The following is a 19181-nucleotide window of genomic DNA, read 5'->3' as shown; positions in this document are numbered from 1 at the left end:
TGTCGGCCGGCGGGCGGAGTCTCCCCCGCCGGCCGCTCCTATTGCTTGGGGCCGAGTGCCCCCGAGCGCTTGATGGCGCGCAGGAGCCGCAGGCCGAGGCCGATGGACCAGAAGCCGCCCAGGGCGCCGAAAAGCGATACGTCGAAGAGGATGGGCGGCACGCGGTTGGCCAAAAGCAGACACGAGCCCAGAAAAAGCGCGGCGCAGAGCATGCCGTAGACGAGGCGGTTTATGGGCGCGTCGAGGCCCTTGTGGGAAAGCTGCACGTCGAGGCGGCCTTCCCGGCCCCGGCGCAGGATTTCCAACACGTCGCGGGGAAAGGCGGTAAAAAGCGCGTTCCAGTCCCGGGAGCTGCGCTTGAGCCGCCCGAAAAGTTCGCCCGGCGAAAAGCGGCGCATGAGGATTTTCGAGGCATAGGGCGTGATGACCTCGATCAGGGAAAAGCCGGGATTGAGGGTCGCGGCCGCGCCCTCGAGCACGATGAAAACCTTGATGAGCATGGCCACGCTCGGCGGCAGCAGAATGCCGTGGCGGCGCACCAGCCCCATGACGTCGCCAAGGGCCCCGGACAGATCGAATTCCCCCACGGACTGGCCGGCATAGTCGGCCACGAATTCCTCGATGTCGGCCCGAAGCGCCTCGCGGTCGAGTCCGGGCGGCACCCGGCCAAGGCGCATGACCTGCTCGGTCATGGCTTCGGCGTCGCCGGAGGCCACGGCCAAGAGCGCCTCCTCCAGCGCCCGGCGCGTGCGTTCGTCGATGCGCCCCACCATGCCGCAGTCGAGCAGCCCCAGCCTGTCCTCGCCAAGGATCAGGATGTTGCCCGGATGCGGATCGGCATGGAAGAAGTTGTCTCGGAAGATCATCTCGAAAAAGATGTCCGCCGCGTTTCGGGCCAGTTTTTCCCGATGGGCGTTTTCCTCGGGCGTCTTCGGCCCGGCGGCGAGCTCGGCCACGGTGCGGCCCGAAAGCTCCTCCATGGTCAGCACCCGGCGGGCGCACCGCTCGGGAAAGGGGCGGGGAAAGGCCACCCGGGCGTCGCCGGCGAAGTTGGCCGCGAAATGCCGCAGGTTCTTTTCCTCGCGGGCGAAATCCAGCTCGCGCAGGATGGTGCGGCGTATCTCCGTGGCCACGGCCAGGGGCTGGTAGAGGCGCAGATGCACGATGCCCCGTTCGGCCAGCTCCGCCAGGCCCATGGCGATGTCGAGGTCGGCCCGCACGTCGTCCTCGATGCCGGCGTGCTGCACCTTGACCACCACAGCCGTGCCGTCCGGGAGCATCGCCCGGTGCGCCTGGCCGATGGAGGCCGAGGCGATGGGCGTTTCCTCGAAGCGGGGAAAGAGGTCGGCCATGGGCGCGCCGAGTTCGGCCTCGATGGTGCGGCGCACGGTTTCGGGCGCGTCGGGCTCGGTGTCGTCGCGCAGTTTGGCCAGTTCCCGGGCCAGGTCCGGGCCGACGAGATCGGCCCGGGTGCTGAGTATCTGGCCGAGCTTGATGGCTGTGGGGCCGAGTTCGGTGAGCGCCAGGCGCAGCCGCTCGTCGCGGCGCATGGCGGCAAGGCTGCCGCCGGCCGGCCCCGTCAGATGATTCTTGAAAAAGGAGGGGTCGGTGACGGCCAGGAACTCGGCCAGGCCGTACTTGGCCAGAACGCCGGCGATTTCCCGAAATCGCCGGGCGTTTCGGGCCAGATGCGGAATGCTGGCCAGGGAGAAGACGTTCACGCCTACTCCACCGGGCAAAGCGGCTTTTCACGCCGCCAGCGGAACGCCTCCACGGTGTTGGACATGAGCGTGGCGATGGTCATGGGGCCCACGCCGCCGGGCACCGGGGTGATGGCGGAAACGACGTCCTTGACCCCCTCGAAGTCCACGTCGCCGCAGAGCTTCCCGTCGGGCAGGCGGTTCATGCCCACGTCCACGATGACCGCGCCGGGCTTGACCATCTCCCGGGTGATGAGCTTGGCCTTGCCGATGGCCGGCACGATGAGGTCGGCCTGCCGGCAGGCCGCGCCGAGGTCCGCGGTGCGCGAGTGGCAGACCGTGACCGTGGCGTTGCCGAAGGGCGTCGGGGCGGCGAGCAGCATGGCCATGGGCTTGCCCACGATGTTGCTGCGTCCGACCACCACGGCGTTTTTGCCGGCCGGGGACAGGCCGTAGTATTCGAGCAGCTTGATGACGCCGTACGGCGTGCAGGGCTTGAGTCCCGGCAGGCCGATGGAGAGGCGGCCGACGTTTTCCGGGTGGAAGCCGTCCACGTCCTTTTTGGGGTTGACCAGGGACAGGCAGCGGCCCACGTCGAGTCCCCGGGGCAGGGGAAGCTGGAGCAGAATGCCGTCGATGTCGTCGCTGGCGCCCAGTTCCGTGATGAGCTTTTCCAGGGCGCACTGGCCGGTCGCGCCATCGAGGCGCCAGATGCGCGACACGATGCCCACTTCCTCGCAGGCTTTTTCCTTGTAGCGGACGTAGATCTGGGAGGCGGGGTCCTCGCCGACCAGGATGACGGCCAGATGGGGCGCCCGGCCGTATTCCCGGACAATGGCGTCCACATCGTCCTTGACCTTCTGGCGCAGCTCGGCCGCGACTTTTTTCCCGTCGATAAGCAGCATGGTGGGTCCTCCTTCGGAAGGCAGGAACCGGGGGGCAACCCCCTTTTGCAAAAGGGGGTTGCCCCCCGGACCCCTCCTCCCCGAAAACTCTTAGCTGGAGAGTCCGGTTGCCGTCCACTCCAATTGACGCGGCCTGGGCGTTGTCCGGCGAGGCAGAGCCTCGCCGGACAACGCCCAGGCCGCGCGAATGAGGGGTCCGGGGAGGCCATGCCTCCCCGGCGGGGTCGAGGGGCAGCGCCCCTCGCTCTTCGTTTTGTCTTACTCCGCTTCGTCGTCGGCGACCTCGTACCACTGGCCGGCCATGACCGGGCCGTAGAAGATGGCCATGTCCTCGAGCTCCTCTTCGATGCGCAGGAGCTGGTTGTACTTGGACAGGCGGTCGGAGCGCGACAGCGATCCGGACTTGATCTGGCCGGCGTTGACGGCCACGGCCAGGTCCGAAATGAAGCTGTCCTCGGTCTCGCCCGAGCGGTGGGAAACGACCGTGGTGTAAGCGGCCTGCTTGGCCATCTCGATGGTGTCCAGGGTCTCGGTCACGGTGCCGATCTGGTTGAGCTTGATGAGGATGGAGTTGGCCACGCCCTGGTCGATGCCCTCGGCCAGGATGTCGGGGTTGGTGACGAAGATGTCGTCGCCGACGAGCTGGATGCGTTCGCCGAGTTCCACGGTGAGCTTCTTCCAGCCGTCCCAGTCGCTCTCGGCCAGGCCGTCCTCGATGGAGATGATGGGGTAGCGGTCGACGAAGCCCGAGAGGTAGGCGACCATCTCGTCGGCGCTCATGGTGCGTTTTTCGCTGCCAAGGACGTACTTGCCGTTCTTGAAGAACTCGGAGGCGGCGGGGTCGATGGCCAGCGAAATCTCGTCGCCCGGGCGGTAGCCGGCTTCCTCGATGGCCTTGATGATGTACTTGAAGGCCTCGTCGTGGTCCTTGAGATTGGGGGCGAAGCCGCCCTCGTCACCCACGGTGGTCATGTGCCCGTCGGCGGCCAGGATGGTTTTCAGGGTGTGGAAGGTCTCGGCCCCCATGCGCAGGGCGTCGGCGAAGGTGCGCGCGCCGAGCGGCACGATCATGAATTCCTGGATGTCCAGGTTGTTGGGCGCGTGCATGCCGCCGTTGATGATGTTCATCATCGGCACGGGCAGCACCTTGGCGTTGACGCCGCCGAGATACTGGTACAGCGGCAGGCCGAGGAAGGAGGCGGCGGCGCGGGCGGTGGCCAGGGACACGCCGAGGATGGCGTTGGCGCCCAGGCGCGACTTGTTCTCCGTGCCGTCGGTGTCGATCATCAGGTTGTCGACGGCCACCTGCTGCAGGGCGTCCATGCCGATGACGGCCTCGGCCAGCTCGCCCTGGACGTTTTCCACGGCCTTGACGACGCCCTTGCCGCCATAACGGGAAGCGTCCTGGTCGCGCAGCTCCAGAGCCTCGCGCGAGCCGGTGGAGGCTCCGGAGGGTACGGCGGCCCGGCCGGAGGCGCCGGATTCCAGGGTGACTTCCACTTCGACGGTGGGATTGCCGCGGGAATCGAGGATTTCCCTGGCCCAGACGGCGGCAATAGTGCTCATGAGCGTCTCCTTGTTGGGTATGTTGGTGCGTTTGGTGCGGTGGAAAAGCGGGCCGGGCGGCCCGACACGTCAGCCTGTAACGCAATTCGCGGCGATTTATAACCCCCGCCGTCAAAGGGGGGTGCGGCCGGAAAGCAAGTCTTGGCGGGTCTTGGGGCGCCTGGCGGCGGGAGTGTCGCCGCAGCGACGTCAAATTGTGATGTCCGGAAAATCGCGGAGGTCGCCGCGCCGCTCCCGTCGCTTGAGATAACGCAGGAATTTTTTCGCCTCGACAAAGTCCGCGTCGATGCCCACGGCCTGGGTCAGCATGTCGCGGCAGGCGGCCAGATCGCCCTTTTCGTAGAGCACCCGGGCCAGGTTGAACATGATCCGTTCGTCCCGCGGCGCCAGCTCCAGGGCCTTTTGGTAGTAGGCGGCGGCGATGTCGTAGTTTTTCTGCTTGCGCAGGCGGATGCCGAAGGCGTTGATGGAGGCTTTCTGGCCATGGCCCTCCGGGTCGCCGGCTCCGGCCTGGCGCAGCACGGCCAGGGCGGTGGCGTCGTCGTCGGGCGCGCCGGCGGCGGCCAGCGCCACCAGGATGACCGTGAAAAGCGCCCGCTCGGGGTCGGGCAGGGCGTTTTGGTCCACCGCCGCGCCGGCGTCGCGCAAAAGCCGCGAAAGCACCAGGGCGGCCGGGGCCAGCCGTTCCTTGAAGATGAGCGGGGCCGGCAGGAAGTGGGCCAGGAATTCCTCCGCGGTGACGGTTTTTTGCAACGGCATGGGCAGGGTCTTGTCGTCCAGGGGAAAGATGAGGATACGGGCCGCGTCCAGGCGCATGGCCAGCCAGTTGATGCGCTGGGTGAAGTCGCGGGTGGCGGCCCCGGCCTTGCCCATCCGTTCGAGCTTTTGCGATTGGTAGCAACCGAGAATTTCCGGCAGCATGGATCGGTCCCCCGGAGCCGGCGGCATGGATGCCCGGCGCCTACGGTAGGCGTTTGTCGCGCCTGGCCCGGTCCAGGTCCCGGCCGAGCCAGAGTTGGCGCAATCCTTCGAGCAACAGTTCCGGGCGCACGTCGCGGATGGCCGGGCAGATGGGGGCGAGCTTCTCGGCGAAACCGCCGGTGGCGATGACGTGGGTCTCGCCGCCCAGATGGGCCATCAGGCGGGCGGTGATGCCCGAAACCATGTCGGCAAAGCCGAACACAAATCCCTGGTTGATGCAATCGGTGGTGGAGCGGCCGATGGAAAGCGCGCCGTCGCCCGGATCGAGGGCCACATGCGGCAGTTTGGCCGTCTTGCTGACGAGGCCGGAAAGCGAGGTGCGCATGCCGGGGCAGATGAGCCCGCCGAGAAAGGCGTCGTCCCGCACGCAGTCGAAGTTGGTGGCCGTGCCGAAGTCGACCACGATGACCGAGGGCGCGGAAACGGCCAGCCGGCCGGCATAGGCCGTGACGAGACGGTCCGCGCCGACTTCGTGGGGCCGGCCGTAGAGGTTTTTGAGCGGCACCGGGATGTCGACGGACACGAAGCGCAGCCGGGCCCCGATGTAGCGCGAGACGGCCTGGGCGAGAATGGGGTTCAGCGGCGGCACCACGCTCGAGGCCACGGCCGTTTCCACGTCGGCCGGCCGCACGCCGTGGATGGAAAGGGCTGTGACCAGGGAAAGCCCCAGGCTGTCCGGAGTGGCCGAATGGTCGGTCGGCAGGGCGAACGACGGCCCCAGCCCCGAACGTTCGGCCAAGCCGAACTTGATGTTGGTGTTGCCGGCGTCGATGAGCAGGGCGGGCATGGCGCGGCTACGGGTTCGCGTCGGCCCGGGCCGCCTTGGCGGCCTTGGCTACGCTGACGCGTTTGAGGAAGGTTTCGACGTCGGGCAGGATGCGCTCCACGATGACGTCCACGCCTTTGGCTGTCGGGTGCAGGCCGTCGGCCAGGGTCAGGCCGTAATGGCCGGTGACGCCGTCCAGGAAAAAGGGATAGAGCACGGCGTCGTATTTTTGGGCCAGCGCCGGATAGACGGCGTCGAAGGCGGCGGCGTAGTCCGCGCCGTAGTTTTTGGCCGAGCGCATGCCGCAAAGGAGCACCGGGATGCCGGCCTTGGCCAGCCGGGCCAGGATGGTGTTCAGGTTCGCCTTGGCCGCCTCGGGATCCTGGCCGCGCAGCATGTCGTTGGCCCCGAGTTCGAGGATGACGCCGTCGGGCGTTGTTCGCATGACGCCCTCCAGGCGGGCCAGGCCGCCGATGGTGGTGTCGCCCGAGACGCCGTAATTATCGATGACGACGTTGTGGCCCTTGGCCTTAAGCGCCGCCTGGAGTTTGGCCGGAAAGGCGTCGTCGGCGGGCAGGCCGTAGCCGGCGGTCAGGCTGTCGCCAAGGGCGGCCAGACGGATGTCGGCGGCCGTGGCGGAAGACGTCATAAGCCCTCCGAGAAGCAGGCAGACCGCGAGCGCAAAGGCGGCCGCGACCCCGAATTGTCTTTTCCGGGCAAGCTGGTATGTACGTTCGGCGACGAAGGAAGGAGCGTTTCGCATGGGTGGTCCGGCTGAAAAGATGATTGCGCTGTCCGATGTGCGCCTGACGTTACAAAGCCGGGCCGGCCGGGTCAACATCCTGCGCGGCGTGGATCTGACCGCCGCTTCGGGCGAGCGGTTGGCCGTCATGGGACCTTCGGGCGCGGGCAAAACTTCGCTTTTGATGCTCCTGGCCGGGCTGGAGCGGGCCACGTCGGGCTCGGTGCGCGTGGCCGGGCACGATCTTTCGGCCATGGACGAGGACGCGCTCGCCGCTTTTCGCCGGGAAAACGTGGGCATCGTCTTTCAAGGTTTTCATCTCGTGCCGGCCATGACGGCCCTGGAAAACGCGGCCTTGCCTCTTGATTTCGCCGGCCGTCGCGACGCTCTCGACCGGGCCCGGGAGGCGCTGGCGGACGTGGGGCTGTCCGACCGGCTGGACCACTTTCCGGCCGAGCTTTCCGGCGGCGAACAGCAGCGGGTGGCCTTGGCCCGCGCCTTGGCCCCACGGCCGCGACTGCTCCTTGCCGACGAGCCCACGGGCAACCTCGACAGCGAAACGGGGCGGCGGGTGATGGACCTGCTTTTTTCCCTGGCCGCCGGCACGACGCTGGTGCTCGTCACCCACGATCCGGGGCTGGCCGCGCGTTGCGGCCGGGTGGCGAGGCTGCGCGACGGACGCATGACAGACGGGGCGGCGGCCTAAGTGAAACGGCTTTTTTTCTCCCCGCGCGGGCACAGCCCCCTGGAGCGCCTGGTCCGGGCGCTGCTGCTCGGCGGGGTATTCGCCCTGGCCATCGTGGCCTATCAAAAACATTTCGACCACGTGATCGAACAGGCCGAGGCCGAGGGGACCATTGCCGATCCCGGCCATATCCTGACCGGGGAGGACCGGGCGCAGGTCCTCGGCGCGGCCCAGGATCTGCGCCGGCGCTACGGCCTGGACCTGCGCCTGCGGCTCGGCGGAACGCCCAAACCGCCGTCCCCGGACGATCCCGGGACCGTCTGGGTTTACCTCGACCCCGAGTGCCGGAATAGCCGGGTGGTCGCGCCGGCCCTGGTCGCTTCCGCCCTGCCGGAGAGCCTCTTGAACGATCTGGGCGGCGGGCATATGGACGCGGCCTGCCGGGAAGGACGCTCCCGCGAAGGCGTGCTCGGCGCGCTCGGAGTTTTTATCGACGCCCTCGGCCACGCGGCGGGCCGAGGCAAAGGAGTACAGCATGAATGAAGAAGCGAAAACGCCGCGCCAGGCGGTGACCATCCACACCGACGGGGCCTGCCTGGGCAATCCCGGCCCCGGCGGCTACAGCGCCATCTGGGAGATCGACGGCGAACGCGTCGAACTGTGCGGCGGGCGCAAGCTCACCACCAATAACCGCATGGAACTTTTAGCCGCCATCGAGGCGCTGGAAGCCCTGGAAAGCCCGACCGACGTCACGCTCATCACCGACTCGCGCTACGTCCACGACGCCATCGAAAAGCGCTGGCTGGCCGGCTGGCAAAAACGCGGCTGGGTCAACGCCGAAAAAAAGCCGGTCAAAAACCAGGACCTCTGGCGTCGCCTCATCCCGCTGCTCAAAATCCACAATATCAAATTCCACTGGGTGCGCGGCCATACCGGCAACCCGGACAACGAACGCTGCGACGTGCTGGCCAAAAAAGCCGCCAATTCCAGAGATCTGCCCGTTGATGAAGGGTATCCGGGATAGAGGGGATGAACCGGGGGAGGGAACCCCACCCTCCCGAAAAACCTTCAAAAGGGTGAGTAGAGACCTTTTGCAAGGCATCGAAAACTAAAACTCGTATCGTTTCGCCCCGCAGGGGCGACGGCGTGGTGGAGGCGGGATTTGTCCGGGACGAGCTTGTCGCGAAGCGACATGCACCGTCCCGGCAAATCCCGCCTCCATCTTCACCCCTCCGATTTCCCGCCAGCCAATCCCCCCTCGCCCGACCAGAGCCGGGAAGGGGGGACCGGGGGGCGCGCCCGCCCCCCGGCGGGGTCCGGGGCAGCGCCCCGTTCCTGCCTCTCTCGCTTTCGCGCTCCCGCCTATAGAAACATCCCGCCCGAGATTTCGATGCGCTGGCCGGTGATCCAGCCGGCCCCGTCGTCGAGCAGCATTGCCAGGGCCGCGCCGATGTCGTCGGCCTCGCCGACGCGTCCGAGAGCGGTCTGGGAGGCGATGAAGGCGTTGACGTTGGGGTTGTCGCGCACGGCGCCGCCGCCGAAATCCGTGGCGATGGCTCCCGGAGCGATGGCGTTGACGGTGATGTGGCGCGGTCCGAGTTCCTTGGCCATGTAGCGGGTGAGTACCTCGATGCCGCCCTTGGCGGCGGAGTAGGCCGCGTAGCCGGGCAGGGAGAACCGGGCCAGGCCGGTGGAGACGTTGACGATGCGTCCGCCGTCGCGAAGCAGCGGCAACAGGCGCTGGGAGAGGAAGAACGCCGCCTTGAGGTGGACGTTTATCATCTGATCGAACTGGTCTTCGGTGGTTTCCGCAAACGGGGCTTCGACGCCGTAGCCGGCGTTGTTGACCAGGAAGTCGAAGTCCTTGCGTCCCCAGGTCTTTTCCAGGGTTTCGCCGAGGGCGTCGGCGAAGGCGGGGAAGGTGTCGGCCCGGGAGACGTCGAGGGGCAGGATGGCGGCCTTGCGTCCGCGTTCCCGGATGGTGGCGGCCACGGCGTCGGCTTCGGCCCCCTTGTGCAGGTAGGTCAGGACGATATCGTGCCCTTTTTCAGCCAGATGCAGGCACATGCTTTTACCGAGTCCCCGGCTGCCGCCGGTCACAAGCGCGATTTTCATAAGCGCCTCCTTGTTTGGATCTGTCGTGATGCACTTTCCTGGGGCCCCGACGGATTATGCCCCTAATCGCTTGTCCGATTTCCCAAAACGCGTCTGACCAATCCCGTCCCCACCCGACCAAAGCCGAGAAGGGGGGACCGGGGGGCATCAAGCCCCCTGGCGAAGGGGTGCAGGGGAGGCGGAGCCTCCCCGCGTTCCCCCCCCCCGCGTCACCGCCCTAGTGCCGGCCGCCCTTGGCCGCGTCCAGATAGATCCTCGCCGCCGGCGTGCCGGAAAGGGCCTCGGCCCAGTGGAGGTAGAGCGGGCGCAGGGAGCGGCCGTGCACCACGTCCGTCGTGGCGAGACGGCCGGCGACAAGGGCGTCCAGGGGCTGGGCCGCGAACCAGTCGGCAAAGGCCCGGGCGCGGTGCTCGGCCCGATGGCCGGCGTCGATTTTGGCCAGGCCCGAGGCGGCCACGCGGCGGCGGCGCGCCGGATCGGCCAGCAGACTGTCGACGAGGGCGCACAATCCTTCGAAATCCTCCTGGTCGTAGAGGAAGTAATCCTCCCCGTCGGTGAAAAGCGTATCCTGGCCGTGGCCGATGCGCGGCGTCACCAACGCGCAGCCGCAGCCGAGCGCCTCGAACAGGCGGTAATTCATGTCGCCGCCTTCGGCGATATTGAGCACCAGCCGGGCTGTGGGGAAAATGGCCCGGAAATCGCCCGTGCGCGAGGCGAAACCCGCAAAGCGCTGCCGCAATCGGGCCAGCAGGGCGCTTCGAAACGGGGTGAGCGCCGGGTCGTCCTTGCCCACGAACACCATGTCCAGGGTCTTGGCCGCCTCGCGGGGGACGTCGGCCGGCGCGGCGAAAGGCGGGGACCACAACAGCCGCGAGGCGTCGAGACGGCCGGCGGCGAAGCGCGGCAGATGGTCGCCGAGGCTCACGCAGCACAGGTCGAAAGCCTGGGCGTAGAGCGGATACCAGGAGTGGATGTGGGAATCGATGCAGTGAAAGACCGTGGGACAGGGATAGGACTCGAGGCCCAGCAGAAACGGCGCGCTGCTCTTGTCGCCATAGACCAGGGCGTCGGGCGCGAAGCCGAAAAACGCGGTCAGGTCGTCCCAGGTGAAAAAGCGTTCCCCCGCCACCGGCCGGGCCTGGACCTCCCAGCCGTGGGGCGCGAGACACGGCCCCAGGGAGGCGGCGAACAGGCCGTTGGCCAGCCAGGCCAGGCGCTTCACGGCGCGGCCTCCCCTCCGCCAAGCACGGGCAGACCGGCCCGGTGGAAATTGGCGCTCCAGTCGAGCGGGCTGACCGATTTCGGAAAGACGATCGGCGTTTCCCGTCCGGCGCGCGCCCTGGCCGCCTCGATGGCCTGGGCCAGCATCTCCGCCGCTCCCTTCGGATCGGTCGGGTCGATGTTGCGGATGCGGGGGTGTTCCCGGGACAGGTCCTTGGCCGGCGGGTAGGCGTTGGTGAGCGTTTCCAGGCCGAAGCAGGCCATTTCGAGGGGCGGATAGGACGGGTGGGGCGAGGCCATAAGCGCCATGCCGACATGGCTTTGGAGCAGGGCGGCGGCGTAGTCGGCCATGGTGAGGGTGCCGAGGCTTGTCAGCACCGTGCCGTGGCCGAAATCCACATCCTCGTGGGGCGTGCCGGCGCTTACGAAGGCGACATCCCGGCCCTGGCTTTCCCCATAGGCCTCGGCATAGGCGGCGATGACGGCCATAAGCGCCGGGAAGCAGTTGCGGTGGTGTCCGGGCCGGCCGTAGACGAGCACGTTTATGCGTTCGCCCTGTCTTGCGGGAATAGCGCCGCCAAGGCCGCCGAGCACGGCGCGCAGGAGCGGGTCCAGGGAGGGCCTGACCACGACGGGGTTGTCAAAGGCGTAGTTTCTGGCGGCGAAAAAGCGGTACAGCTCGCGGGAATGGAAGACGGCCTGGCAATATTCCCCATGGCGGTAGGTCCCCTCCGCGGCCAGGTGCTTGAGCCCCATGGGATAAAAGCCCGGCTCCCAGTCCAGGATGAAATAGTAGAAGGGGATGGGGGGCATGCCGGCGGCGGCGAAAAGCGCGGCCGCCCGCTCCCAGACGAGCACCGTGCGCCAGTTGGGGCAAAGGAGCACGTCGGCCGGGTGAAAGACGATTTCCGCGCCGTCATGGAGGGATACGGTCTCGACGACTTCCCCGGGCCGGCGCAGCAGGGCCGCGCCGCAGTCGATGCGCCCGGAGGCTTCCGGCAGGGGCGTGAGCACGAGGCAGCGCACGGCCGCGTAACGGGGGGCCAGATGGGCGGCCAGGGCCAGGGCCGAGGCCATGCCGCCGAACAGGTGTTCCCGGTGCAGATGGGGCAGGCAGATATTCAGGCGCGGCGGCCCGGGCTCGCGGCGCACGGCGAAGCGGGCGCGCGGGGGAAGCAGGTCGTCGAAGGCGTCGGGATCGTAAGGGACGGATGCGGTCATGGCGGAGATGCGCCATCAGCCGTTGGAGGCCGACGGCTTGGATGCGGCTTCGGGCTCCGGGGCCGGTGTCGTTTCCTTGGCGGGTTGCTCGTTTTCCTTGAGTATTTCCGCATCGGCCAGAATCATGATCAGGCGTTTGAACATGCCCTTGTCCAGGGTCTCCTTGCGGGCCTCCATCTTGCGCAGGGCTTCGAAGGGCGGATAGGCCGGGCGCCAGACGCAGGCCCGGGTCAGGGCGTCATAGATGTTGCAGACGCCAAGCGCCTTGACATAGGGCGGGATGCCGGCGGCGGGCAGCCCGGCGGGGAAGCCCCGGCCGTCCTCCTGCTCGTGGTGGAAAAGGATGCAGTGAAGGGTTTCGGGCGGCAGGGGCAGGCCCACACACAGGCCGACGCCGAGCGCCGGGTGGGAGCGGAACTGGATTTCTTCCTCGGGCGTCCAGGTATCCGGCCGGCGATCGAGGAGCCCTTCCGCCAGCCCGAGCTTGCCCACGTCGTGCAACAGCGCCCCGACGCCGACCTTGACGAGCAGGTCTTCGCTTATGCCCTTTCGGTCCATGAGCATAAGCGAGGTGAGCACCATGACGGCCAGGCCGTGTTGGTATTCCTGGTAGCCCTTGGACACGAGCCGGGCCACGTTTTTCACCGCGCCGGGGTCGTGCAAAAAGCCCACGGTCTGGCGCACGAGCTTGCCGATCTGTTCGAACCGGGCCCGGCTTACGGAATGGGGCAGCTTTTCTTCGAGCACGCATTTGGCCAGGGAAACGGCGCTCTCGTGCCAGACCTCGGCTCGCTCGGCCAGGGGAATGGATTCGTCGAGGAGCAGTTCGCCGAGGCTTTCGCGCAGGTAGTTCTCGTAATGGCGCAGCTCGCCCTGGTGGATATAGACCGTCGGCGTGCCCGTGGACCGCAGCCGGGCCAGCTGTTCCTTGCTGAAGGCGGCCCCGCGTGAGGCGTAGAGCACGAGCCTGGGCCCCTTGCGCACGTAGACGGAGAACCGGCCGTTGCCCCAGGGGCGCAGGGAGAGGGTCTTTACCGGGAAATACGATTTGAGTTCCGGTGAGGGGAGGGTGTCTTCGGATTCGGTCGCCTTCATGCGGGAGCCGTCTCCCCGGGGCCGGGCTCGTTTAAGGGAAGGCGCATTTCCGCCACTTCCTCGTCGTAGTTGCGCACCACCGAAAAGCCGAGCTTGTCGGCCAGGCCCTGCATGCCGCCGTTTTCCATGAGCGCCTGCCCGGTCAGTTCCCTTGTGCCGCGATCCTTGCAGTAGCGGATGATTTTTTCCATGAGCAGCCGCCCGAGTCCCAGCCCCTTGAGGTCCGAGCGGACGATGACCGCGAATTCGGCCGAGGAATTGTCCGGCCTTGTCGAGGCCCGCACCACGCCGAGGGTTTCGGGCGCGCCGTCCTCGTCCGGCGCGGTGGCGATAAAGGCCATCTCCCGTTCGTAGTCGATCTGGGTCAGCCGGGCCATCTCGGTATGGGTCAGCTCGCGCACCACGCCGAAAAACCGGAAACGCAGGTCCTCGGGCGAGAGGTGCTTGAAAAAGGCGAAGTGCGCCGGTTCGTCCTCGGGCCGGATGGGGCGCAGCATGGCGTGGCGGCCGGATTTGAGGGTCACGCACTCCTCGAGTTCCCGGGGGTAGGGCCGGATGGCCAGGCGGTGCGGATTGGGCTGTTCTTCCGGGGTGAGGCGTATGGCCGCGCCGATGACCTGCACGCCCTCGGGCGTGGCCAGGATCGGGTTCAGGTCGATGGCCGCGATGCGTTCCAGGTCGGCCACGCACTGGGAAATCTGGTTGAGGGTCAGGCAGATGGCGTCGATGTCCGTGCCGGGCTGGCCGGCCGCGCCCTTGAGCGCCGCCGCGACGCGGGTGCGAAAGATGAGGTCGCGGGCCAGGGACATGTTGAGCGGGGTCAGGGCCACGGCCTTGTCCCGGGTCACCCTGGCGGCGATGCCGCCCTGGCCGAAGACGACGTAGGGCCCGAAAACCGGGTCCACCCGGGCCTGGATGGTCACCTCGTGGGCGCCGGTCCGCTTGCCCATCTCCTGGATCACGTAGCCCTCGATGTGGGCGTCGGGAACATGGGCCAGGGCGCGCGACCGGACCGCCTCGGCCGCCTCGCGCACGGCCTCCCCGCCGGTGACGTCCAGGGCGATGCCGCCGACGTCGAAGGGTTGGGGAATGTCCGGGGAGACGATCTTGACCGCCACGGGATAGCCCAGGGCCTCGGCGGCGGCCACGGCGTCGTCGGCGTCCTCGGTGAACTGCGAGGCCACGGCCGTGACGCCGTAGTAGCCGAGCACCTCCTTCGCCTCGGGATCGGTGAGCGTGAGGCGCCCCTCGGCAAAGGCGCATTCCACCACGGCCCGGGCCGCGTTCGGGTCCGGGGCGAATTCGCTCGGCAGGCTCGCCGGCATCTCCATGAGGAGTTCCTGGTTGCGGCGGTAGCGCAGCAGGTGCACGAAGGCGGACACGGCCTGATCAGGCGTTTCGTAGGTGGGCACGCCGGCGTCGTTTAGGGTTTTGAGCGCTCCGCCCGAGGCCGGGTCGTAGCCCATCCAGCAGGCCAGCACCGTGCGGTTGGTCTTGGCCAGCACCTCGGCCATGGCCGTGGCGGCGGCGTCGGCGGAAATGCCGGGAAAGGGCACATGGATGACGAGCACGGCGTTGACGCCCGGGGAACGCAGAAGCGCTCGCAGGGCCTCGGCGTAATCGGCCGGGGCGGCGTCGAAGCTCATGTCCACCACGCCGTGGCGCAGCCAGTTGGGGCCGAGCAGGTCGGAAAGCGATTCGCTCGCCTCGGCGTCGAAGTCGGCGAGCGCCCCGCCGCCTTCGAGCAGGGCGTCGGCGGCCATGATGCCTATGGACCCGCCATTGGTCAGGATGGCGAGTTGCTCGCCGCGCAGGGGCCGCGAACGGGCCAGGGTCTGGGCGGCGTCGAAAAGCGCGTCGATCTCGCCCACGCGCAGCATGCCGGCCCGGCGAAAAGCCTCCTCGTAGACCTCGTCGCGGCCCTCGGACGGGTCGGGCGGATAGATGCTCCAGAGCTTGCGACCGGGTTTGATGACCAGCACCGGCTTGTTGCGGGCCGCCGCCCGGGAGGCGCTCATGAACGACCGCGCGTCGGTGACGGACTCGATGTAGAGCAGGATCGAGCGCGTATGCGGGTCCTGGGCCATGTAGTCCAGGATGTCGGCGTACTTGAGGTCCACCCGGTCGCCCAGCGACAGGATGTGGGAAAAGCCGATGCCCTTGGTGCCGGCCCAGTCGAGGACGGCGGAAAAAAGCGAGGCGGACTGCGAGATGAACGCGATGCGGCCGGGAATGGCTTCCGAGGTGGCCAGGGAACAGTTGAGCCCGAGCCCCGGCACGACCAGCCCCAGCCCCGACGGCCCCAGGATGCGGATGCCCGACGGCGCGGCGGCCTCGAGCATGCGGGCGCTTAAGGCGCGCTTGGCCTCGCGCGGCAGCTTGGCCCAGCCCGGCGGCAGCACCACGGCCGCGCCCACGCCCCGGCGGCCGAGGTCGCGCAGGTACTCGGGCACGGAGTCCGGGTCGGTGGCGATGACGCCGAGGTCCGGCGTCAGGGGCAGCGTGTCCACCGACTTGTAGCAAAGCACCCCGGAGATGGCGTCATGGGCGGGGTTGACCGGCATGACCGGCCCCAGGAACTTGCCGCCAAGCAGGTTTTTCATGATCACCGCGCCCACATGGCCGGGATCGGCGGAGGCGCCGATGACGGCCACGGAATTGGGCCGGAACAGGGCGTCAAGGCTTCGGGCGCTCAAGCAGGGCTCCGCGGCAGAGGTTGGGGATGGTTCGGGCAAGGATAGAAGGCTCGTCCGGCCAAGGCAAGGGGTTTCGGCGTTTTCGGACTGCCGGCGCGAGGGAAGGACGGTCGTGTTGACAGGCTTCGGCGGCGGTGGCAGGTTCCAATAAAGCCGGCGACTTGACGCCGGGAACCGGCGGCCGGACGCCGCGAGCCAGCAAGGAGGGTCCCATGGAAGTCGCCACCAGCCTGGTCACGGACAACGAATTTTTCTCCTCCGAACGCCGCGACAATCTGCTCATCGTGCGGGCCAAGCCCCACTTCGTCACCCACGCCCGGGACCTCAAAAAAATCGATACCTTTTTCGACCACCTGGAGATCATCGCCCATACCGACCAGGTGAGCGTCGTCATCTTCGTCGGACCCTATCAGCCGAGCGGCGCCGGCGACACCTTGAAGTTTTTCGACGACTTCCTGACCTCGCGGCGCGAGGATTTCCTCATCCAGCGCCTGTTCAACCTCGTGAACAATTATACCGTGACCATGGCCGGCCTCAACAAGGTCACCATCCATGCCAATAGCGGCCATGTCTCGTTTTTCCACTTAAACGGCGCCCTGGCCTGCGACTACCGCATCGTGGGCGAAGGCACGGTGTTCGAGAACGCCTTTGCCGAGCTCGGCACGGTCCCCAAAGGCGGCGGCGGCTATTTCCTGTCCCGCCTGCTCGGCGGCGGCAAGGCCGGGGACGTGCTCCAATGGCCGCGTTTTTCCGCCGAGGAGGCCCTCGACCTCGGCATCGTGGACAAGATCGTGCCCGCCGCCCGCCTCGAGGAAGAGGCGATCAAGGTCGCCAACAACTACCGGGAGCCCCAAGTCTCCACCATGCTGGCCATCCGCAAGCTGCTCAAAAGCAACCTGGACGACCTGCGCCGGTCGCTGGAACTCGAGGATCTGCTGATTCTCAACCGCGTGAATTCGCTGGAATTCAAAAAGGCCATGGCCGAACGACGGGCCGCCCGGCAGGCGGCCGGGTAGGAGGAAGAGCGCCTCCGGCGGCCAAGGGGAAACTTTTTGAAAAAAGTTTCCCCTTGGATCCCCTTCAAAAACTTTTCAAGGGGATCGAGGGACGCGTAGCGTCACCCAATGTGAAGGCGGAGGCTTTTCCGAATACTCCCGGAATGGGACGCGTGACCTGGGTCGGCGGGGGCGGACTGAGCGGACGCGAAGGCGTATTCTTCAAATATGCGCCGCACGCGACCGACAGCCAGCGGGAAAAATTGCATCGCCGCGCTAGCAATAGCGCATGCTGACTTTCTTGAGTTCCTTGAGGCTGAAGAGCATGGCGTAGTCGTCGAGGCCCGTCTCGCGGCAAAGCGCCTCGACCACGGCCTGGCAATCATCCTGGCTGCGGCCGTGGATCATGGTGTAAAGGTTGTACGGCCAGTCCAGGCAGTTGATCCGGTGGTAGCAGTGGCTGATCTCGGGGCGCTTGGACATGACGGCCCCCATGCGGTCCACGTCTTCCTCGGGCACGTACCAGGCCACCATGACGTTGGCCCCGAATCCGGCCTTCTGGTGTTTGAGCGTGGCCCCGAAGCGCCTGATCTCCCCGCTTGCTGTCATGCGGGAGAGCAGGTCGATGACATGGGCTTCGTCCGTGCCCGCGGCCGCGGCGATGTCGGCATAGGGCGTGGCCGAGTCGGGCAGGCTGCCCTGCACCCGTTTGAGTATTTCCCGGTCGGTGTCCGTCAGCTCGGTTTTCGCCGCATTCGTGGTCATGGCCGCTCCCGCTTGCATCGTTGGAAAGCCTTTGTCTCTACCGGCTTTGTATGCTAGAGGCAACCACGCGCGACGCCGCGCCTGAGGCGCGTTTGGGGCCATGGGCCGGCGCGCGGGGATTTCTGAAACGGGGGGCCGGCCAGGGGCGCGTGGCTGTACGTTCGCAAAAATCACGAGGCGGATTTCCGTCTTTCGTGAGCAACGCGGCAGCCAGGGCGCGACGCCCGGGGGGACCCGTCGGAGGCGCATTTCATGAAGATAGCGGTGTTGGGCGGCGGCAGCTGGGGCACCACCCTGGCCGATCTGCTGGCGAAAAAGGGGCATGACGCCCGGCTTTGGGTGCGTGAGCAGGCGGTCATGAACGAGATCCGCACCACCCGTGAGAATTCCTGGTATCTCCCCGGCCGCAAGCTGGCCGACAATCTCGAGGTCAGCACCGACGCGGCGGCCGTCGCCGACGGGGTCAGGCATTTCGTCTTCGCCGTGCCCTGCCAGTTCATCCGCAACGCCTATCAGCGCTATCTCAAGTACCTGCCCAAAAACGCGGTGATCATTTGCGCGAGCAAGGGCATCGAACTCGACAGCCTCATGACCATGTCCCAGGTGTGCGAGGACGCCCTGGCGGCGATCAAGCCCCGTTTCGCCATGCTTTCGGGGCCGTCTTTCGCCTACGAGGTCATCCGCGAAATGCCGACGGCCGTGACGCTTGCCTGCAAGGACAAGAAGGCGGCCAAAGAGGTGCAGGAGGCGCTTTCCACCTCGTATTTCCGGGTCTACACCTCCACGGACGTGCGCGGGGTGGAGCTTGGCGGGGCGATCAAGAACATCATCGCCATCGCCGCCGGCGTGGCCGACGGGCTGGGATTCGGCGGCAATGCCCGGGCGGCGCTCATCACGCGGGGGCTGAGCGAAATGAGCCGGCTCGGCAAGGCCATGGGCGGCGAGCGGCAGACCTTCATGGGGCTTTCGGGCATGGGCGATCTGGTGCTCACCTGCACCGGCGACCTGTCCCGCAACCGGCAGGTCGGCCTGCGTCTGGCCAAGGGCCAAAAGCTCCTCGACATTCTGGCCGAGATGAAGATGGTGGCCGAGGGCGTCAAGACCACCGAGGCGGTCCATGCCCTGTGCGGCAAGCTCGGCATCGACATGCCACTGAGCGAGCAGGTCTATGCCATTTTGTATAAGGACAAGGACCCGTCCGAGGCCGTTTACGAGCTCATGACCCGTTCCCTCAAGGACGAATAGTTTTTTCTGATTGAGTTCGTTGATTGGTCGATGCGTTGCCGTTGCTATTTGATTGGTTGAACGGCCGGCGGGGGCGGGCGGGGCAGCCGCGCGCGGCGCATATTTGAAGAATACGCCTTCGCGTCCGACCCGCCCGCCCCCGCCGGCCCTGGTCAGGCGTCCCATCTCCGGAAGTCGTCCTGTTCCCCCGGCCGAGCGTCCCCCTCTCTGGAAGCGGTTCCGTTTTGTTGTCCCGGCCTCGCGTCAGGCTCGGAGGCGGATGTCCCTGGGCGCAAGGCACACGCTGCCGCTTGCCGGCAACTTCCCTCACCCGCACCGAACATCCCTTCGCCAGAAACAACGCCTTCCTGCCTTCGTCAGGAACGGGCTTTCCACCATCTCACAGCACTGAAGAATATCCCCCTTTTTCCTGAGTGTTCCGGCACCCCCCTTGAAAGTTTTTGAAGGGGGGTCCGGGGGGAAACTTTTTTCAAAAAGTTTCCC

17 protein-coding genes are annotated in these 19181 nt (G+C 67.0%); 5 read left to right on the top strand and 12 right to left on the bottom strand.

Translation table 11 applies throughout. From position 1 onward, the window contains the following. Window positions 1-38 precede the first annotated feature (38 nt). From DESFRDRAFT_RS17860 to DESFRDRAFT_RS17835, 6 genes are all read right to left on the bottom strand, one after another. Window positions 39-1721: an ABC1 kinase family protein gene (locus DESFRDRAFT_RS17860; RefSeq protein ID WP_005996297.1), complete on the bottom strand. Its 1683-nt coding sequence runs from the start codon at window positions 1719-1721 to the stop codon at window positions 39-41. A gap of 2 nt (window positions 1722-1723) precedes the next feature. Next, window positions 1724-2605: a bifunctional methylenetetrahydrofolate dehydrogenase/methenyltetrahydrofolate cyclohydrolase FolD gene (gene folD, locus DESFRDRAFT_RS17855; protein WP_005996295.1), complete on the bottom strand. Its 882-nt coding sequence runs from the start codon at window positions 2603-2605 to the stop codon at window positions 1724-1726. A gap of 258 nt (window positions 2606-2863) precedes the next feature. Beyond that, a complete protein-coding gene (eno, locus tag DESFRDRAFT_RS17850) occupies window positions 2864-4171 on the bottom strand; it encodes a phosphopyruvate hydratase (RefSeq protein WP_005996293.1) in 1308 nt (435 codons plus the stop codon). Between the two features lie 189 nt (window positions 4172-4360). Beyond that, window positions 4361-5092, bottom strand: coding sequence for a tetratricopeptide repeat protein (locus tag DESFRDRAFT_RS17845; protein ID WP_005996290.1), 732 nt, complete (start codon window positions 5090-5092; stop codon window positions 4361-4363). Between the two features lie 40 nt (window positions 5093-5132). Then, window positions 5133-5939 (bottom strand): type III pantothenate kinase, encoded by an 807-nt coding sequence (locus DESFRDRAFT_RS17840; RefSeq protein ID WP_005996288.1) that lies wholly within the window; start codon window positions 5937-5939, stop codon window positions 5133-5135. Window positions 5940-5946: 7 nt separating this feature from the next. After that, entirely contained in the window at window positions 5947-6567 is a 621-nt protein-coding gene (locus tag DESFRDRAFT_RS17835) for an arylesterase (protein ID WP_005996285.1), read from the bottom strand. A 112-nt stretch (window positions 6568-6679) separates the two neighbouring features. On the opposite strand from DESFRDRAFT_RS17835, the gene DESFRDRAFT_RS17830 reads away from it, so the two are divergent. The 3 genes from DESFRDRAFT_RS17830 to rnhA are packed head-to-tail and all read left to right on the top strand — an operon-like array spanning window position 6680 to window position 8369. Then, window positions 6680-7366 carry an ABC transporter ATP-binding protein gene (locus DESFRDRAFT_RS17830; protein ID WP_005996283.1) on the top strand — a complete coding sequence of 229 codons (687 nt, stop codon included), beginning with the start codon at window positions 6680-6682 and terminating at the stop codon, window positions 7364-7366. Beyond that, on the top strand, window positions 7367-7888 hold the full coding sequence (locus tag DESFRDRAFT_RS17825) for a hypothetical protein (protein ID WP_005996281.1): 522 nt from the start codon (window positions 7367-7369) through the stop codon (window positions 7886-7888). After that, window positions 7881-8369, top strand: coding sequence for a ribonuclease HI (rnhA, locus tag DESFRDRAFT_RS17820; protein ID WP_005996279.1), 489 nt, complete (start codon window positions 7881-7883; stop codon window positions 8367-8369). Before DESFRDRAFT_RS17825 ends, rnhA begins: the two co-directional genes overlap by 8 nt. 338 nt (window positions 8370-8707) lie before the next feature. Here the strand turns inward: rnhA and DESFRDRAFT_RS17815 are convergent, their stop codons facing one another. The 5 genes from DESFRDRAFT_RS17815 to DESFRDRAFT_RS17795 form a co-directional block, all read right to left on the bottom strand. Further along, window positions 8708-9460 carry an SDR family NAD(P)-dependent oxidoreductase gene (locus DESFRDRAFT_RS17815; protein WP_005996278.1) on the bottom strand — a complete coding sequence of 251 codons (753 nt, stop codon included), beginning with the start codon at window positions 9458-9460 and terminating at the stop codon, window positions 8708-8710. A 217-nt stretch (window positions 9461-9677) separates the two neighbouring features. Then, a complete protein-coding gene (locus DESFRDRAFT_RS17810) occupies window positions 9678-10682 on the bottom strand; it encodes a glycosyltransferase family protein (protein WP_005996276.1) in 1005 nt (334 codons plus the stop codon). Then, window positions 10679-11902 carry a rhamnosyltransferase WsaF family glycosyltransferase gene (locus DESFRDRAFT_RS17805; RefSeq protein ID WP_005996274.1) on the bottom strand — a complete coding sequence of 408 codons (1224 nt, stop codon included), beginning with the start codon at window positions 11900-11902 and terminating at the stop codon, window positions 10679-10681. Before DESFRDRAFT_RS17805 ends, DESFRDRAFT_RS17810 begins: the two co-directional genes overlap by 4 nt. 15 nt (window positions 11903-11917) lie before the next feature. Next, a complete protein-coding gene (locus DESFRDRAFT_RS17800; RefSeq protein WP_005996272.1) occupies window positions 11918-12997 on the bottom strand; it encodes an HD-GYP domain-containing protein in 1080 nt (359 codons plus the stop codon). Beyond that, entirely contained in the window at window positions 12994-15693 is a 2700-nt protein-coding gene (locus tag DESFRDRAFT_RS17795) for a bifunctional acetate--CoA ligase family protein/GNAT family N-acetyltransferase (RefSeq protein ID WP_005996271.1), read from the bottom strand. The genes DESFRDRAFT_RS17800 and DESFRDRAFT_RS17795 overlap by 4 nt, the downstream gene beginning before the upstream one ends. Before the next feature lie 212 nt (window positions 15694-15905). Here DESFRDRAFT_RS17795 and DESFRDRAFT_RS17790 point away from each other — a divergent pair, with 212 nt between their 5' ends. Then, window positions 15906-16709, top strand: a complete 804-nt coding sequence (locus DESFRDRAFT_RS17790; protein ID WP_005996269.1) for an enoyl-CoA hydratase/isomerase family protein — start codon at window positions 15906-15908, stop codon at window positions 16707-16709. Between the two features lie 255 nt (window positions 16710-16964). Here the strand turns inward: DESFRDRAFT_RS17790 and ahbB are convergent, their stop codons facing one another. Further along, window positions 16965-17453 carry a siroheme decarboxylase subunit beta gene (gene ahbB, locus DESFRDRAFT_RS17785; protein WP_005996267.1) on the bottom strand — a complete coding sequence of 163 codons (489 nt, stop codon included), beginning with the start codon at window positions 17451-17453 and terminating at the stop codon, window positions 16965-16967. A 252-nt stretch (window positions 17454-17705) separates the two neighbouring features. Here ahbB and DESFRDRAFT_RS17780 point away from each other — a divergent pair, with 252 nt between their 5' ends. Then, the gene (locus tag DESFRDRAFT_RS17780; RefSeq protein WP_005996264.1) at window positions 17706-18698 is read left to right on the top strand and encodes an NAD(P)H-dependent glycerol-3-phosphate dehydrogenase; all 993 of its coding nucleotides are present in this window, start codon (window positions 17706-17708) and stop codon (window positions 18696-18698) included. Window positions 18699-19181 lie beyond the last annotated feature (483 nt).

The organism is Solidesulfovibrio fructosivorans JJ], assembly GCF_000179555.1.
Taxonomy (GTDB): domain Bacteria; phylum Desulfobacterota; class Desulfovibrionia; order Desulfovibrionales; family Desulfovibrionaceae; genus Solidesulfovibrio; species Solidesulfovibrio fructosivorans.
The sequence above is the reverse complement of the archived record's forward strand: the minus strand, read 5'-3'. Positions and strand labels throughout refer to the sequence as shown.

What these genes read in the sequence shown, in the direction of transcription:
- rnhA (WP_005996279.1), top strand. Translation starts at nt 7,881, where the DNA reads ATGAATGAAGAAGCGAAAACGCCGCGCCAGGCGGTGACCATCCACACC.
- DESFRDRAFT_RS17790 (WP_005996269.1), top strand. Translation starts at nt 15,906, where the DNA reads ATGGAAGTCGCCACCAGCCTGGTCACGGACAACGAATTTTTCTCCTCC.
- DESFRDRAFT_RS17845 (WP_005996290.1), bottom strand. Translation starts at nt 5,092, where the DNA reads ATGCTGCCGGAAATTCTCGGTTGCTACCAATCGCAAAAGCTCGAACGG.
- ahbB (WP_005996267.1), bottom strand. Translation starts at nt 17,453, where the DNA reads ATGACCACGAATGCGGCGAAAACCGAGCTGACGGACACCGACCGGGAA.
- DESFRDRAFT_RS17805 (WP_005996274.1), bottom strand. Translation starts at nt 11,902, where the DNA reads ATGACCGCATCCGTCCCTTACGATCCCGACGCCTTCGACGACCTGCTT.
- eno (WP_005996293.1), bottom strand. Translation starts at nt 4,171, where the DNA reads ATGAGCACTATTGCCGCCGTCTGGGCCAGGGAAATCCTCGATTCCCGC.
- DESFRDRAFT_RS17800 (WP_005996272.1), bottom strand. Translation starts at nt 12,997, where the DNA reads ATGAAGGCGACCGAATCCGAAGACACCCTCCCCTCACCGGAACTCAAA.
- DESFRDRAFT_RS17840 (WP_005996288.1), bottom strand. Translation starts at nt 5,939, where the DNA reads ATGCCCGCCCTGCTCATCGACGCCGGCAACACCAACATCAAGTTCGGC.
- folD (WP_005996295.1), bottom strand. Translation starts at nt 2,605, where the DNA reads ATGCTGCTTATCGACGGGAAAAAAGTCGCGGCCGAGCTGCGCCAGAAG.
- DESFRDRAFT_RS17830 (WP_005996283.1), top strand. Translation starts at nt 6,680, where the DNA reads ATGGGTGGTCCGGCTGAAAAGATGATTGCGCTGTCCGATGTGCGCCTG.
- DESFRDRAFT_RS17835 (WP_005996285.1), bottom strand. Translation starts at nt 6,567, where the DNA reads ATGACGTCTTCCGCCACGGCCGCCGACATCCGTCTGGCCGCCCTTGGC.
- DESFRDRAFT_RS17780 (WP_005996264.1), top strand. Translation starts at nt 17,706, where the DNA reads ATGAAGATAGCGGTGTTGGGCGGCGGCAGCTGGGGCACCACCCTGGCC.
- DESFRDRAFT_RS17815 (WP_005996278.1), bottom strand. Translation starts at nt 9,460, where the DNA reads ATGAAAATCGCGCTTGTGACCGGCGGCAGCCGGGGACTCGGTAAAAGC.